The sequence below is a fragment of the Craterilacuibacter sp. RT1T genome, from assembly GCF_023502145.1.
Classification (GTDB): Bacteria; Pseudomonadota; Gammaproteobacteria; order Burkholderiales; family Chromobacteriaceae; genus Craterilacuibacter.
In genome coordinates, this window is record NZ_JAMFLI010000005.1 from 63,139 (window position 1) to 77,675 (window position 14,537).

Sequence of the window (14,537 nt, forward strand, 5' to 3'; positions counted from 1 at the left end):
TGATTTTACGCTGGCACGCCTCCTGCTAAGCCTTGCGTACTTTCCCGTTTCGCACCGACAGCACAGGAGTGCAGCCATGCAGCCCATACCATCTTTCACGCTCTCCCAAGACTTTGGCCGTAACCACGACAACGCCTACACGCTGCCGGCCAACTATTACACCAGCGAGGCGGTCTTCGAATACGAGAAGGAGCACATCTTCGCGCATGCCTGGTTGTGCCTGTGCCACACCAGCGAACTGGCCGAGATCAACGCCTATGTGACCCGGCGTATCGTCGGCGAAAATCTGGTGGCGCTACGTGACCGCGAGGGCACGCTGCGCGCGTTCTACAATGTCTGCCCGCACCGCGGCCACGAACTGCTCAAGGGTAGCGGCGTCGCCCGCAACACGATCAGCTGTCCCTACCACGCGTGGACGTTCAAGCTCGACGGCGAACTCGCCTTCGCGCGCAACTGCGAGAACGTCGAGCACTTCAACAAGGCCGACTACGGCCTGACCCCGCTGCGCGTCGCCGAGTACGCCGGCTTCGTATTCGTCAATATGGATATGGACGCACCGCCCATCGAACAGGCGCTCGCCGGGCTGGATGCCCACCTGAAGTCGGTCTGCCCGAACGTCGAACGTCTGCAGGTCGCCTCGCGCACCATTACCGACACCCCGGCCAACTGGAAGGTGATCGTCGACAACTATATGGAGTGCTACCACTGCGCACCCGCCCACCCCGGTTTCTCCAGCTCGGTGGACACCCGTGGATATACCCACACCTTCCATGGCAACTGGACGTTGCAGCATGGCCCGGGCCAGTCATCCGAACGGGGCTACAGCTTCGATACACAAGTCCGCAACCGGGCGTTCAGCGGCTACTGGGTCTGGCCTTGCGTGATGTTCAACGTGGTGCCCGGCGACGATACCATGACCGTCATCTACGAATACCCGGTTAGCGCCGGGCTGACCGTGCAGTACTACGAGGTACTGATGAAGAGCAAGGACGTCACCCCCGAACAGCGTGACTTCATCACCTGGGCCACGCAGACCTTCCGTCCGGAAGACCTGAGCCTGGTGGAAAGCGTGCAGCGCGGCCTGCAGTCGCGCGGCTACCGTGGCCAGGGTCGGATCATGGTCGATGCCGAGCGCAGCGGCATCAGCGAGCACGGCATCGCCTACTTCCACCGCAAGGTCGCCGATTATTACGAGCAACAGGCAGGCAAGTCCGATGAGCGCGCCTGAATGGCTGATGGCCACCCTAGGCGAGAGCAGGCCGCTCGCCCCGCGTATTCGCGAGCTCACCTTGCTGCCGGATGCTGCGTACCCGGCGTACGCTTCCGGCAGTCATCTGCTGGTACAGGTGGGCGAGCGCGCGGATAGCCCGGCCAACGCGTACTCGCTACTCGGCGCCCCCCGGGCGGATGGCCTGCGCATCGCGGTCGCGCAGGCCGAACCGTCCCGTGGCGGTTCGGCCTGGCTACACAGCCTCGCGCCGGGCGACCGCGTCCGCCTGACCCTACCACGCAATCTCTTTCCACTGCATGAGGGTGCCCGCCGCCACCTGTTTATTGCCGGCGGCATCGGCATCACGCCGTTTGTCTCGCACCTCGCCGCGCTGGACGCCGCGGGCGGTGACTACCACCTGCACTACGCCTTTCGCGGCGTGGAGGACGCGGCCTTCGTCGACGCGCTCGCCGGCCATTCGCGGGTCACCCTGTACGACAGCCGGCGAGGGCAGCGACTCGATGTCCCGGCTCTGCTCGCTGATGCCGCCCCCGCCGAACATGTCTACGCATGCGGCCCGCGCCGCCTGCTCGACGCCGTCTGGCAGGCGGGCAGCCGCCTGCGCGCGGATAACCGGCTGCATATCGAGGCGTTCGACGCGGCGCCTGAGGGCGCCAACGGGCAGGCGTTCTCGGTCCACCTGGTGCGCAGCGGCATGACCGTCGAGGTTGGCCGCGACGAATCCATCCTCGACGCCATCCAGCGGCAGACCCCGGTCAGGGTCGACAGCCTGTGCCGCGAGGGGTATTGCGGTACCTGCGAGACGCGTCTGCTCTCGGGTCTGGCCGATCACCGCGACCGCTACCTGAGCGACGCCGAGCGGCTGGCGCAGGACCGCATCCTGCCCTGCGTGTCGCGCGCAGCCTGCGAACGGCTGGAGCTCGACCTGTAAGCGCTAGCCGTCGATGACCTGCTGCGCCAGCCTGATCCCGTACTTCTTCATCTTGTACTGCAAGGTGGCGCGCGGCAGCCCGCTCCTGCGCGCCGCCTCGGACAGGTTGGGGTAGCGGCGCAGGTAGTCGACCAGCAGCCGGCGCTCGTAAGCGGCGACCTGCTCGTCCAGCGGGCAGTCGGTGTCGCCGGCCTCGGCTGGCGCTGCCGCCGCGGCTGCGGCCGCCGGCAGCGCACGCGGCACCTCCAGCGCCTGCTCGTCGTCCTCCAGCAGCACGAAGTCCAGCTCGTCGCCGTCCTCGCAGAAAATCAGGCTGCGCAGGATGACGTTCTCGAGCATGCGCACGTTGCCCGGCCAGCGGTGGCGCTGCAACCTCGCGAGCACGGCCGCGCTGATGCGTGCCACCCGGTGTCCGGTCAGCCTGCCGTGCCGTGCGAGGAAGTCCTGCGCCAACAGCGGGATGTCCTGCTTGCGCTCGCGCAGCGGCGGGATGGCCAGGTAGCCGACGTTCAGCCGGTACAGCAGGTCTTCGCGGATGCGCTGGCGGGCCAGCATCTCCTGCGGCGACTCGTTGGTGGCGGCGATGATGCGCACGTCGACCCGGATCTCCTTGCTCGCACCGACCCGCCGGAAGGTCTTTTCCTGCAGCGCCCGCAACAGCTTGGCCTGCACCGGCATCGGCATCGAGTTCAGCTCGTCAAGGAACAACGTCCCGCCGTGCGCGCTCTCCAGCAGGCCTGCCCTGTCCTCCGCCCCGGTAAACGCGCCCTTTACCGTGCCGAACAGTGCGCTCTCGAACAGCGGCTCGGGGATCGCCGCGCAGTTGAGCACCAGGTAGGGCTGGTCGGCGCGATCGCTTTGTCGATGTAACAGGCGGGCGAACAACTCCTTGCCCGTCCCGGTCTCACCGTAGATCAGCACTTGTACATCCGTCTTGGCCAAACGCAAGGCCTGCTGGAGCAGTTTTTGCATTGCAGGATCGCCGGTCAGAATGCCTTCGCTTTCGCGTGCCTGCCGTGCGTGCAATCGCTGCTGCAAGTCAACGAAACGTTCGTGCAGTTGGTTGGACTCGGAGAGGTCGCGCGCGATCTCGGCCGCACCGACCACCCGCCCCTGCGCATCGCTCAGCGGCAGCGTGGTATGCACCTGGTGCACCGGCTTGCCCTGCGAGTTATGGTAGAGCTGGTACTGGTTGTGGTAACGCTTGCCGTGGCGTACCGCCTGCAACAGGGTGCTGCTGTGCGGGCTCATACCGGGATAGACCTGCAACAGCGGCCCCCCCAGTGCACGCTCGGCCAGGCAGTCATCCTGGCGTGCACTCTCCGCGTTGTAATACACATAGTTGCCATCGGCGTCGACGATCGCGACTGCCAGCGGCAAGTTGTCCAGAAATTCCGTGAACAGGCCAATGGCGGCCTTGAGATGCGGGTCCATGCGGGTGTCTCTCCTCTGTCTACTTTTTATCCGCTATTCATATCACGCCCTTGCCGGCTGTGCATACAAACCGCAACGTCCTGCCGGATATCCGTCATTTGCGCAACATTCCGCAGGCCTGCCTGAAAATCACCATCTTCCCGCTTGATCCAAATCAATATTTTGCTTGCACATTCGGCGGCCTCAGCCAGTGGCACGCTTCATGCTTTTCTCAACAGGCACCAAAGAGCCAAGCAGTAGCTCGCTGCGGCCAAACCGACATGAGGAACAACCTTGCCGCTTACATCTGACGCTTTGCCCGCTGGGCAGCCCATCATTGAGATCCGCGACCTGCACAAGCGCTTTGGTCAGCAGCATGTGCTGCAGGGCGTGTCCTTCACGGCAAGTCAGGGCGAAGTGGTGTCGCTGATCGGTGCCAGCGGCTCCGGCAAGAGCACCCTGCTGCGTTGCATGAACTTGCTGGAAATCCCGGATAGCGGCCAAATCGCGATCGCGGGCGAACAGATTGGCCTCCAGCACAACCGCAAGGGACAGACCGTACTGGCCGATCTGCAACAGGTCGAGCGCATCCGCAATCGCTTGGGCATGGTGTTCCAAAACTTCAACCTGTGGCCACACATGACGGTGCTGGAAAATGTGATCGAGGTTCCCATACGCGTACAACACGTGCCGCGGGTACAGGCTATCGAACAGGGCGAAGCCCTGCTAGCCAAGGTCGGTATCGCCGACAAGCGCCATAGTTATCCGGCGTTTCTGTCCGGCGGACAGCAGCAGCGCGTGGCGATCGCCCGCGCACTGGCGACCCGTCCGGCAGTCATGCTGTTTGACGAGCCGACCTCCGCACTCGACCCCGAACTGGTCACCGAAGTGCTCAAGGTGATCCGCGAACTGGCCGAGGATGGCTGCACCATGGTGTTGGTTACTCACGAGATGGCCTTCGCCCGCGACGTTTCGAGCAAGGTGATGTTCCTGCACCAGGGCCGGATCGAGGAGGCGGGGACGCCGCGCGAGGTCTTCGTCAGCCCCAGCAGCGAGCGCTGCCGGCAGTTCATCAACGCCCAACTCTGCCGGGCCTGAGCACGGCGTGGCTGCACCGCTTTACACGCGACCCGACATTCGGCCGGGTCACACCATTAGGAGGTCAGGAAGATGAAATCCGGAATGCGCATACTCGGCGGCATGCTCGCCCTTGCCGTGCTGGCGAACACCAACGCACTGGCGGCTCCCGCGCTAAAGATCGGACTCGCAGCGGAGCCCTACCCGCCGTTTTCGATGAAGAGTAGCAGCGGCCAGTGGAGCGGCTTCGAAGTGGACCTGCTCAATAGCCTGTGCAAGGAAATGAAGGTGCAATGCCAGATCACCGAAGTGGCGTGGGACGGCATCATCCCTTCCTTGCAGGGCAAGAAGATCGACGTGATCTTCAACTCGCTATCAATCACCCCCGACCGGCAGAAGGTGATCAGCTTCAGCAAGCCCTACTACTACACCGACGCGATGTTCGTCGGCACCAAGGGGCAGAAACTCGACCCCAGCCCGGCCGGCCTGCGCGGAAAGATCCTCGGTGTGCAAGGGTCAACCTCCCACGCTAGCTTCATCGCCAAGCGCTATGCCCAGAGCGGTGCCAACGTTAAATATTACAACACCCAGGACGAACTGAATGCGGATACGGCCGCAGGCCGCGTCGACGTCATGCTGCTGGACGCACTGGCCGCCAGCGAGTTTATGGCCAGCAAGGCTGGCGCCAATCTGGAGTCCAAGGGACTGGCGCCACGCGACCCGATCTTCGGGCCCGGTGTCGGCGCCGGCCTGCGCAAGCAGGACGCTGCACTCAAGCAGCAGTTCGACACAGCCATCGACAAGCTGATCAAGTCGGGCCAGTACGACACTATCCAGAAAAAGTATTTCAAGGTCAGCGTCGCACCCAAGTAGCCCCCACCCACCCCGGCGCCCGACGGGCGCCGCCCCCTGACCCTGCCTGCAAGGGAGGCCCGTCATGCCGTGGCTGCAACAAGCGTTTGAAACTGTCATTCTCGAGTGGGGAACGCCCCTGTTCGAGGGCGCGCTGGTTACCCTGCAAATCTCGCTGGGCGCCTTTGTCGTCGGTCTGGCCATCGGTGTCACGGTCGCCATGGTCAAACTCTCCGGCCCGCGCGTACTGATCCACCTCGCCGATCTGTACACGACCCTGTGCCGCGCAATTCCCGAGTTGCTGCTGATCTTGCTGCTTTATTATGCCGGCGGCGATCTGATCAACCTTGCGCTGGCCCAGTTCGGGCTGGACCCGGCCCCCATCAACGGCTTCATGGCCGCGGTTGTGGTGCTCGGCATCGTGCAGGGCGCCTACGCCGGCGAAATCATCCGCGGCGCAATCCAGGCCATTCCACCCGGCCATATCGAGGCGGCCCGCGCCTTTGGCTGCCCACGTTTGCTCGTTCTCAGACGGATCATTCTGCCCGAGATGTTGCCGCACGCACTGGGCGGACTGTCCAACCTGTGGCTGGTGCTGATCAAGGACAGCGCACTGATCAGCGTCGTCGGCTACAGCGAACTGCTGTTCACTGCCAAGCAGGCGGCGGGCAGCAGCCGGGAGTACTTGCTGTTCTACCTGTCGGTCGCCGCGGTCTATCTGGTGATCACCCTGATCTCCAACCTCTTGTTCAGCCGGATCGATCGCCGCATCGCCCGCTGGATGCCCGCCCACTGAACGCGAAGGAGCACCGGACATGGATTTCTCCTGGTTCGCCGAATTCCGGCAGCCGCTCTGGCTGGCCCTGCTGACCACGCTGCAATTGCTGCTGATTTCCGCCAGCGCAGGCTTCCTCTTGGCGGTGCTGGTCGGCTTCGGACGGCTGTCGCGCCAGCCCTTCATCGCCTGGCTCAGCCTGTCGTACACCAACCTGATCCGCGGCACGCCGCTGCTGGTGCAGATCTACGTGATGTACTACGGGCTGGGCAGCCTGTTCCAGGACATGCCGGCCTTACGCGAGAGCTGGCTTTGGCCCTATTTGCGCGAAGGTTTCTGGTACGTCGCGTTAGCACTGACGCTCAGCGTCGGCGGCTATCTGGGCGAAGTCATCAGGGGCGGCCTGCGCGCGGTACCCAAAGGCGAACTCGAGGCGGCGCGCGCGCTGGGCATGCCGCACCGGCTGATCGTGCGCCGCATCTGGCTGCCGCGCACGCTTTACGCGCTGTTGCCCACTCTGTCCGGCGAGGCGGTGATGCTGCTCAAATCGACCGCACTAGCGTCGACCGTCGCCGTCATGGACGTGTTGGGCATCGCCAACCTGATCCGCAACCAGACCTTTCTGACCTACGAGCCGCTGCTCCTGATCGCCACGCTCTACCTTGTGCTGGCCATCCTGATCGAACGGGGCTTCAAGCGTCTGGAAAATCGTCTGCCCTTTCGCAATGCGCTTTGATTTACCAAACAAGGAGCCCGCATGCATTACTCGAGTCTGGTTGACCGTCTGGCCGGCAAGCGCACAGACGCCTGGTCCATCCACTACGCCGCACTGGATGCGCAAGCCGCCGGCCAGGAGGTGTTCATCCTCAGCGTAGGCGATCCCGACTTCGCCACACCGGCGGCCATCACAGAATGTGCAGCTGACGCCTTGCGCGCCGGCGACACGCACTACACCGAAGTCAACGGTCGCGCGGGCCTGCGCCGTGCGATCGCCGACATGCACACATCGCAAACCGGGCAAGCCGTCGACGCCGAACAGGTCACCGTCGTCGCCGGCGCACAGAACGGCCTGTTCGCGACGGCCCTGTGCCTGTGTGAGGCCGGCGACGAAGTATTGGTGCCAGAACCGATGTACCTCACCTACGAGGCCTGCATCCGGGCCAGCGGTGCCACACTGGTCGCGGTACCGGTCAGCGCTGACGATGGTTTCCATATCCGGCCGGAAGCCTTCGCCGCCGCCATCACCCCGCGCACCCGCGCTATTTTCCTGGCTACGCCGAACAACCCGACCGGAACGGTGATGCGCCACGACGAACTGGAGGCGATCGCCCGCCTGGCGCAAGAACACGGACTATGGGTCGTCGCCGACGAAGTCTACGCCGGCCTCACTTTCGAGCATCCGCACGTCAGCATGGCCAGCCTGCCGGGCATGAGTGAACGAACCGTCACCATCGGCAGCCTATCCAAGTCGCACGCGATGGCCGGCTGGCGTGTCGGCTGGGTCGTTTCCCCACCCAAACTGGCTACCCATCTGGAACATCTCGCACTGTGCATGCTGTACGGCCTGCCAGGCTTCGTGCAGGCGGCCGCCCAACTAGCCATCGAGCAACGCGCGTCGATAGTGGACACCATGCGCGAGGCCTACCGCCACCGCCGCGATGTCTGCCACCGCCTGCTATCGGAAGTGCCGGGCCTGAAGTGCGCACTGCCGGAGGCGGGCATGTTCATGCTGCTCGACGTGCGTGGTAGCGGACTGTCGGCGACCGACTTCGCCTGGCAGCTATTCCTGCAGACCGGCGTATCGGTGCTGGACGCCGGCGCCTTCGGCGACAGCGCCGCAGGGTTCGTCCGTCTGGGCTTCGTGCTGGACGAGACGCGGCTTGCCGAGGCGTGCCGGCGCATCGCCGACTTTGCTGCGAGCCTGCACCACCACACGTCCACCACCTGCCGGAGCATCGCATGAAAACCCTGGGTGTCTACCTCATGGAACTGCTGGCCGCCTACGGCGTCGAGACCGTATTCGGCATCCCCGGCGTGCACACCATCGAGCTTTACCGCGGACTGGCGCACAGCCCGATCCGCCATATCAGCGCCCGCCATGAGCAGAGTCTGGGCTTCATGGCCGACGGCTATGCCCGCGTCAGCGGCAAACCCGGCGTCTGTCTGGTCATTTCGGGGCCGGGGCTGACCAACATCCTCACCGCGATGGGGCAGGCATACGCCGATTCGGTGCCGATGCTGGTCATCTCGGGCGTCAACGCGCAGGGCAAGGCGGGTTCCGGCAACGGTCACCTGCACGAGTTACCCGACCAGCAGGCGCTGGCTCGTCAGGTCTCGGCATTCAGCCACAGCCTCGCGCGAGCCGAAGAGCTGCCACAGGTGCTCGCCCGCGCCTTCGCGGTGTTCGATGGCGAACGGCCAAGGCCGGTCCATATCGAAATCCCGCTTGACCTGATGGCCTGTCCGGCCGACCACCTGCCGCTGCCGACCCGACCCGCGCGACTGCGCCGCAGCAGCGCCGACACGCAGGGACTGCAACAGGCCGCCCGCTGGCTTGAAGAAGCGCGCCGCCCGCTGATCCTGGCCGGTGGCGGCGCCTGCCACGCTAGTACCGCCATCACCCGGTTGGCCGAGCAGCTGGACGCACCGGTGCTGATGACGATCAACGCACGCGGCCTGCTGCCCGCCGACCACCCGCTGGCGCTCTCGTGCAGCCCCTCGCTTCCGGCCGCGCGCACGCTGATCGAAGATAGCGACGTGGTGCTGGCACTGGGAACCGAACTGGGGCCAACCGACTACGACATGTACGCAAATGACGGTTTCAGGCTGCCCGGCCGGCTGATCCGCGTCGATATCGATCCCCAACAACTGTTCCGCAACCGCATGGCCGACCTGCCGCTACTGGGCGACACCGCCGTGACGGCCGAAGCGCTATGCACACGGCTCGCTGGCCATCAGGGCGACACCCATGGTGCGCAGCGCGCCGCCGGGGCACGCGCGGCATTCCAGCGCGAACTGGATCCGCAAAGCTGCACCGACCTCGCCTTGCTGCGACAGATCCGCGATGCGCTGCCCGCTGCGCGCTGGGTGGGTGACTCCACCCGCCTGGTCTACGCGGGCAACCTTGGCTTCGAAGCGCATGCCCCGCGCAGCTGGTTCAACGCATCGGTCGGCTTCGGATCGCTAGGTTACGGGCTACCGGCAGCAATCGGAGCAGCGCTGGCCGACCCTGCGCGACCGGTGATCTGCCTAGTCGGCGACGGTGGCCTGCAGTTCACCCTCGCCGAACTGGGCAGCGCAATGGAGCATGACATCCCCCTCATCGTCCTGCTGCTGAACAACCACAGTTACGGCGAGATCAAATCGGCGATGCAGGCAGCCAGCGTCGAGCCGGTCGGCGTCGACCTGTTTACGCCAGACTTCGTGTCCATCGCCCGGGCTTACGGCTGGCACGCTCAGATCGCGTGTAACGAAGCGGAGGTCGTGCAGGCGGTACTGGCCGCCTGCCGCCGCCATGGTCCCACGCTGCTCGAGATTCCGGCAGCCCTTTAGTTTCCAAGTCCCGGATGATCGCCAAACGCAAGAAACCCGGCGGCAGGGCGCCGGGTTCCTGATAGCGGGCCGGGGCAACTGCGCCATTGGAAATGGGCCCCCGGGCGATGGCTACGATGTCCAGTGATCGAACCCGGCCAGCACGACCTTGCCGATCACGGCATTGCCTTCCAGAAGCGCGTGCGCACGGCGCAGGTTCGCCGCATTGATGCTGCCCAACGGTACCGACACCGTGCTGCGAAGACGCCCAGCATCGACCATGTCAGCCACTTCCTGCAACAACCGGTGCTGCGCGATCATGTCGTCGGTAGCGAACAGCGCGCGGGTAAACATCAGCTCCCAGTGCAGCGATAGGCTCTTGCGCTTGAGCAGGCGCACGTCGATCAGTTCCGGATCGTCGATCAGCGCCAGTTTGCCCTGCGGCTTCAGCACTTTGACAATCTCCTCGAAATGACGGTCGGTCTGGTTCAGGCTGATCACGTAATCGACTGCCGGCACCCATAGCGCGTCAAGCCCGGCCGACAGCGGTTCGCGATGGTTGATCACCTGCTGCGCCCCCAGCTCGCGCACCCAGCCCTGGCTCTCCGGCCGCGAAGCGGTCGCGATCACCTGCAAGCCGGTCAACGTCCGCGCCAGCTGGATCAGGATGGAGCCCACCCCGCCGGCCGCGCCGACAATCAGCAAGCGTTCGCCATGATGCCCGCCTTGGCGCAGGCCAAGGCGGTCGAACAGCAGCTCCCACGCCGTGATGGCGGTCAGCGGCAAGGCGGCAGCCGCCGCAAAATCCAGCGACGCCGGCATGCGGCCAACCAGCCGCTCGTCTACCAGCTGGTACTCGCTGTTGCTGCCGTCGCGCTGGAGGGCGCCGGCGTACCAGACGCGATCGCCAGGGCGGAACAGCGTCACCTGCTCGCCGACGGCCTCCACCACTCCGGCCGCATCCCAGCCCAGCACGCGTGGCGTGTCCTGCGGCACGACCGGCAGGCCGCGGCGAATCTTGGTATCCACCGGATTGACCGACACCGCGTGCACGCGCACCAGCAGGTCCTGACCGCAGGCCTGCGGGGTGGGCAGCGTGATGTCCTGCAACGACTGCGGGTGGTCGGCAGGCAGGCCGGCAAAGGCGGCAATGGCTTTCATGGGTCTTCCTTTCAATGGTCAGTACGGTTGCAGCTGGCGGATTTCGAGGCAGGCCAGCAACGGCTCGGCCTGCACGCAAAAATGCCGGAAGTGGGCGCTGACAGTGTGGGACTCCAGCGACGGCTGGTCCTGCCAGGCCTCCACCATCACCACGCAGTCGGCGTCGGCCGGGTCGAGGTTGGGCATGTATTGCAGGCAGCCGGGCTCTTGCAAGGATGCTTGGCGAAGCGGCTCCAGCAGCGCCAACAGGCTGGCGCGTTGGCCTGGCTGGCTGTGCAGGGTGGCAATGACAGTGACGGACATGTCGTTTCCTCGGTGTTTTGGCGTGTCCGCAAGTGTGCCGCATTTGAATTGACCCGATTAGTCACTACAATCCGGAAAGACTATCTACCATGACAGACAATCAAGCATGAAACTGGACTCCATGGCGCTGTTTGCCCTAGTGGCACGCGAGGGCAGCTTCACCGCCGCCGCCCGTGTCAGCGGCTTGCCAAAATCCACGGTCAGCCAGCGGGTGGCCGAGCTGGAAGCCACGCTGGGCATGCGGCTACTACACCGCAGCACCCGCCGTCTGAGCCTCAGCGAGGCCGGCCGGGTTTATCTGCAGCACTGTCAGGAGATGGTGGATGCCGCCAACGCGGCAGACGCCGCCCTGTCGCGCCTGCGCGATGCACCGGCTGGCACCTTGCGCATTACCGCACCGGAGGCCTCCGGCACCCTGCTGCTGCCTGCCCTGCTGGCGGAGTTCAGCCGGCGCCACCCGGCGGTGACGGTGGAATGCCTGATCAGTGACGCGCAGTTGGACCTGATCGCCGAGCGCATCGACCTTGCCCTGCGCACGGGACAACTGGCCGATTCCAGCTTCGTGTCCCGACGCATCGGTCCGGTGGGGCGATTGTTGGCCGCCTCGCCCGAATACCTGGCACGAAAAGGCTGGCCGCAGCAGCCGGCGGATCTGGCCGGGCATAGCCTGCTTCTGCACGAAGCGCTGCCACAATGGCTGCTCAGGCAAGCGGGAGACAGGGTGCGGGTAGACGCCAGCCAGGCCAGCCTGCGGGCCAATAACCTGAATGTGCTGCGACAACTGGCACTGGCCGGCGCCGGCATTGCCTTGCTGCCACGCTTCATGGTGCGAGAGGCGCTGGCCAGCGGCGCCCTGCACGAGGTGCTGCCGGACAACCCACCGCCAGACAACCATTACTACGCAGTGTACCCGGGCCGCAGCCATCGGCCTGCGGCGCTGACTGCGTTGCTGGACTTCATCGACGAATACGGCCTGGCCGCACAACTGGATGGCACTACCAGAAATGCTTGACCACCGGCCCCGCCAGCGAAGCGGTAGCCATCCGCGATGACTCGGACATCGCGTGGGCGACTGGCTTGTACAAATCGGCGTAAGTCGCGCCTGACCCCGTCCCAACTGCTCGCGGCGCACCCAGCGCCGGGCCTGCACCCAATACGTGAAGAAGTAAAAGACAAAACCCCCGATGCAAATTCTCGCATCAGGGGTTTGTATTTGGTTGCGGGGGCAGGATTCGAACCTACGACCTTCGGGTTATGAGCCCGACGAGCTACCAGACTGCTCCACCCCGCGTCAGAGGTGTTCGGCATTGCTGCCACGGACATATCCGTTTGAAACTGGTTGCGGGGGCAGGATTCGAACCTACGACCTTCGGGTTATGAGCCCGACGAGCTACCAGACTGCTCCACCCCGCGACAGAAATTTTGGCACTAGACCCCGGCTTGTCTACCGGTTAAAACTGGTTGCGGGAGCAGGATTCGAACCTACGACCTTCGGGTTATGAGCCCGACGAGCTACCAGACTGCTCCATCCCGCGATTGACTCGCTGCATAACGGCGATTGGCCGATACACTAAAACTGGTTGCGGGGGCAGGATTCGAACCTACGACCTTCGGGTTATGAGCCCGACGAGCTACCAGACTGCTCCACCCCGCGACTGAGAAATGGATAATACTCATCGGACTGCCGCTTGTCAATTTAAATTAACAATTACCCGCCGCCAGCCCGACCCTTGCTTACACCGTCCAGGCCACCCAGCCCCAGTACCAGGAAGCCAGAATGATCAGGCCAAAGGCAATGCGGTACCAGGCAAATACATTGAAAGTATGGCCGGAAACGAAACGGATCAGCCAGCGCACCACGATAAAGGCGCTGATAAACGATGACACCATGCCGACCGCGAACACCGGGATATCGGCCGCGGTAAACAGATCACGATGCTTGAACACATCGTAAATGGTGGCGGCAAACATGGTTGGAACGGCCAGGAAGAAGGAGAACTCGGTCGCCACCTTGCGATCCAGCCCGAACAACATGCCGCCGATAATGGTGGCACCGGAGCGGGAAGTACCCGGCACCATGGCGAACACCTGCGCCACACCGACCTTGAGCGCATCTTTCCAGTTCATCGCATCCACGTCATGTACGCGCGGCGGAATATCGATCTGGCGACGCTCGGCCCACAAAATGATAAAGCCGCCGACCACCAGTGCCAGCGCGACGCAAACCGGGTTGAACAAATAATACTTGATCGCCCCGACCGCCAAAAAGCCTATCACTGCCGATGGCAAAAAGGCGACGATCAGATTAGAGACAAACTTGATCGATGCCGGCTCGCGCGCCAGCATGCCGCAGGCGACATGGCTAAAGCGGGCACGATACTCCCACACCACGGCCAGAATGGCGCCCAACTGGATCACCACCTCGAATACCTTGCCGGTATTGTTGCTAAAGCCAATCAGATCGCCAACCACAATCAGGTGGCCGGTACTGGACACTGGCAAGAATTCCGTCAGACCTTCAACGATACCAAGCAATAAAGCCTTGGCCAGGATAAGCCATTCCACAAGCACTTCACTTTCATCGAGTAAGAGGCATAAAAACACATGTCCGGCCAGGGGCCGGACATGAGGACACAAAAACAGCGGCGCTTACTTCTTCTCGGCGCGCACCTTGGCAACCAGCTCGTCCACCACCTGCACAATGCGCTGCGGCTCGGCCGGCGCAACGGCATACTTGCCGGCGACCACGACCAGCGGCGTGCCTTCCACCTGATAATCACGCGTCAGTTTGGCAGCACGATTGACGGCGGCCTGCATGCCGAAAGACTTGAAGGTCTCCATAAAACGCTTGGCATCCACGCCCGGCTGCTTGGCAACCCAGCCGGCCAGCACCGCCTCGTCACCCAGGTTGATACGCTGCTTCATCACCGCTTCAAAAGCAGGGCGATGCAACTTCTCCTCGGTGCCGGTCGCCTTCATCGTGGCCTGCAACTTGACGAAGCCTTCCATATTCTTGCCCCACATCACCTGCTCGCGGCTGACGGCGACATCGGCAGGCTGGGACTTCTTCCAGCTGGCCATGGCCGGTTCCAGGTTGTAGCAATGGATGCAGCTATAGGAGAAAAACTCCACCACCCCGATTTTACCCGGCGCCGTAGGCTGCGCCTTGGGCAGCACGTTGTAATCCTTGCCCGCCACAATCGCAGCTTGGGTGAAACCGCTTAATACCATTGCACCGAGTACCAGCCATTTTTTCATTATGT

The 14,537-nt window shown here is 63.8% G+C and carries 14 protein-coding genes and 4 tRNA genes; 9 read left to right on the forward strand and 9 right to left on the reverse strand.

Features of this window, described 5'->3' with window-relative positions; all coding sequences use genetic code 11:
• Positions 1–76 precede the first annotated feature (76 nt).
• Together M3P88_RS09540 and M3P88_RS09545 are read left to right on the forward strand one after the other, a co-directional pair.
• Positions 77–1,228 carry an aromatic ring-hydroxylating oxygenase subunit alpha gene (locus M3P88_RS09540; protein ID WP_249615819.1) on the forward strand — a complete coding sequence of 384 codons (1,152 nt, stop codon included), beginning with the start codon at positions 77–79 and terminating at the stop codon, positions 1,226–1,228.
• Positions 1,215–2,162, forward strand: a complete 948-nt coding sequence (locus tag M3P88_RS09545; protein WP_249615820.1) for a PDR/VanB family oxidoreductase — start codon at positions 1,215–1,217, stop codon at positions 2,160–2,162. Before M3P88_RS09540 ends, M3P88_RS09545 begins: the two co-directional genes overlap by 14 nt.
• A gap of 3 nt (positions 2,163–2,165) precedes the next feature.
• Here the strand turns inward: M3P88_RS09545 and M3P88_RS09550 are convergent, their stop codons facing one another.
• A complete protein-coding gene (locus M3P88_RS09550; protein WP_249615821.1) occupies positions 2,166–3,596 on the reverse strand; it encodes a sigma-54 interaction domain-containing protein in 1,431 nt (476 codons plus the stop codon).
• Between the two features lie 273 nt (positions 3,597–3,869).
• On the opposite strand from M3P88_RS09550, the gene M3P88_RS09555 reads away from it, so the two are divergent.
• The 6 genes from M3P88_RS09555 (at position 3,870) to M3P88_RS09580 (ending at position 9,831) form a co-directional block, all read left to right on the forward strand.
• Positions 3,870–4,673 carry an ABC transporter ATP-binding protein gene (locus tag M3P88_RS09555; protein WP_283773163.1) on the forward strand — a complete coding sequence of 268 codons (804 nt, stop codon included), beginning with the start codon at positions 3,870–3,872 and terminating at the stop codon, positions 4,671–4,673.
• A gap of 72 nt (positions 4,674–4,745) precedes the next feature.
• A complete protein-coding gene (locus M3P88_RS09560; protein WP_249615822.1) occupies positions 4,746–5,525 on the forward strand; it encodes a transporter substrate-binding domain-containing protein in 780 nt (259 codons plus the stop codon).
• Positions 5,526–5,589: 64 nt separating this feature from the next.
• Positions 5,590–6,300, forward strand: coding sequence for an ABC transporter permease (locus M3P88_RS09565; protein WP_249615823.1), 711 nt, complete (start codon positions 5,590–5,592; stop codon positions 6,298–6,300).
• 19 nt (positions 6,301–6,319) lie between these two features.
• Positions 6,320–7,015, forward strand: coding sequence for an ABC transporter permease (locus M3P88_RS09570; RefSeq protein WP_249615824.1), 696 nt, complete (start codon positions 6,320–6,322; stop codon positions 7,013–7,015).
• 21 nt (positions 7,016–7,036) lie between these two features.
• A complete protein-coding gene (locus tag M3P88_RS09575) occupies positions 7,037–8,242 on the forward strand; it encodes a pyridoxal phosphate-dependent aminotransferase (RefSeq protein WP_249615825.1) in 1,206 nt (401 codons plus the stop codon).
• A complete protein-coding gene (locus M3P88_RS09580; protein ID WP_249615826.1) occupies positions 8,239–9,831 on the forward strand; it encodes a 5-guanidino-2-oxopentanoate decarboxylase in 1,593 nt (530 codons plus the stop codon). The genes M3P88_RS09575 and M3P88_RS09580 overlap by 4 nt, the downstream gene beginning before the upstream one ends.
• Positions 9,832–9,942: 111 nt before the next feature.
• Here M3P88_RS09580 and M3P88_RS09585 read toward each other — a convergent pair whose 3' ends face one another.
• Positions 9,943–10,971: a zinc-binding alcohol dehydrogenase family protein gene (locus M3P88_RS09585; protein WP_249615951.1), complete on the reverse strand. Its 1,029-nt coding sequence runs from the start codon at positions 10,969–10,971 to the stop codon at positions 9,943–9,945.
• An 18-nt stretch (positions 10,972–10,989) separates the two neighbouring features.
• A complete protein-coding gene (locus M3P88_RS09590; protein ID WP_249615827.1) occupies positions 10,990–11,274 on the reverse strand; it encodes a putative quinol monooxygenase in 285 nt (94 codons plus the stop codon).
• A 106-nt stretch (positions 11,275–11,380) separates the two neighbouring features.
• Between M3P88_RS09590 and M3P88_RS09595 the strand changes: the two genes are divergently transcribed.
• Positions 11,381–12,286 (forward strand): LysR family transcriptional regulator, encoded by a 906-nt coding sequence (locus tag M3P88_RS09595; RefSeq protein WP_249615828.1) that lies wholly within the window; start codon positions 11,381–11,383, stop codon positions 12,284–12,286.
• A 202-nt stretch (positions 12,287–12,488) separates the two neighbouring features.
• On the opposite strand, the gene M3P88_RS09600 is transcribed toward M3P88_RS09595, so the two are convergent.
• The 6 genes from M3P88_RS09600 to M3P88_RS09625 all read right to left on the reverse strand — a co-directional run bounded on the left by M3P88_RS09600 (position 12,489) and on the right by M3P88_RS09625 (position 14,532).
• A tRNA-Met gene (locus M3P88_RS09600) sits at positions 12,489–12,565 on the reverse strand.
• A gap of 45 nt (positions 12,566–12,610) precedes the next feature.
• Positions 12,611–12,687 (reverse strand) — tRNA-Met (locus M3P88_RS09605).
• A gap of 45 nt (positions 12,688–12,732) precedes the next feature.
• Positions 12,733–12,809 (reverse strand) — tRNA-Met (locus M3P88_RS09610).
• A 42-nt stretch (positions 12,810–12,851) separates the two neighbouring features.
• Positions 12,852–12,928 (reverse strand) — tRNA-Met (locus tag M3P88_RS09615).
• A gap of 80 nt (positions 12,929–13,008) precedes the next feature.
• Entirely contained in the window at positions 13,009–13,839 is an 831-nt protein-coding gene (locus tag M3P88_RS09620) for an undecaprenyl-diphosphate phosphatase (RefSeq protein WP_249615829.1), read from the reverse strand.
• An 84-nt stretch (positions 13,840–13,923) separates the two neighbouring features.
• Positions 13,924–14,532 carry a thiol:disulfide interchange protein DsbA/DsbL gene (locus tag M3P88_RS09625; RefSeq protein WP_249615830.1) on the reverse strand — a complete coding sequence of 203 codons (609 nt, stop codon included), beginning with the start codon at positions 14,530–14,532 and terminating at the stop codon, positions 13,924–13,926.
• Positions 14,533–14,537 lie beyond the last annotated feature (5 nt).